The organism is Halalkalibacter sp. APA_J-10(15) (genome assembly GCF_023017105.1).
Lineage (GTDB): Bacteria > Bacillota > Bacilli > Bacillales > Bacillaceae_D > Halalkalibacter.
This window is the reverse complement of record NZ_JALKEV010000092.1, coordinates 1-258: the sequence shown is the minus strand read 5'-3', so window position 1 is coordinate 258 and position 258 is coordinate 1. Positions and strand designations below refer to the sequence as shown.

Below are 258 nucleotides of genomic sequence, written 5' to 3'. Positions count from 1 at the left end.
GCTTAACGACCGTGTTCGGCATGGGAACGGGTGTGACCTCTTCGCTATCGCCACCGGACTTTGAACATCAGATAACCTTTGTTCACTATATGGTTGAAAGAAAGATTCCTTCAAAACTAGATCATGGTCATTGAAACACGTCAGAATTTCTTGGATAAGTCCTCGACCGATTAGTATCTGTCAGCTCCACGTGTCGCCACGCTTCCACACCAGACCTATCAACCTCATCATCTCTAAGGGGTCTTACTGGATTAACTC

Annotated in this window: 2 rRNA genes; both read right to left on the bottom strand. The window is 46.1% G+C overall.

The features are described 5' to 3' along the window. Nucleotides 1-58, bottom strand: a 5S ribosomal RNA gene (gene rrf / locus MW695_RS23295); the annotation flags it as partial. 92 nt (nucleotides 59-150) lie between these two features. Then, nucleotides 151-258, bottom strand: a 23S ribosomal RNA gene (locus MW695_RS22390); the annotation flags it as partial.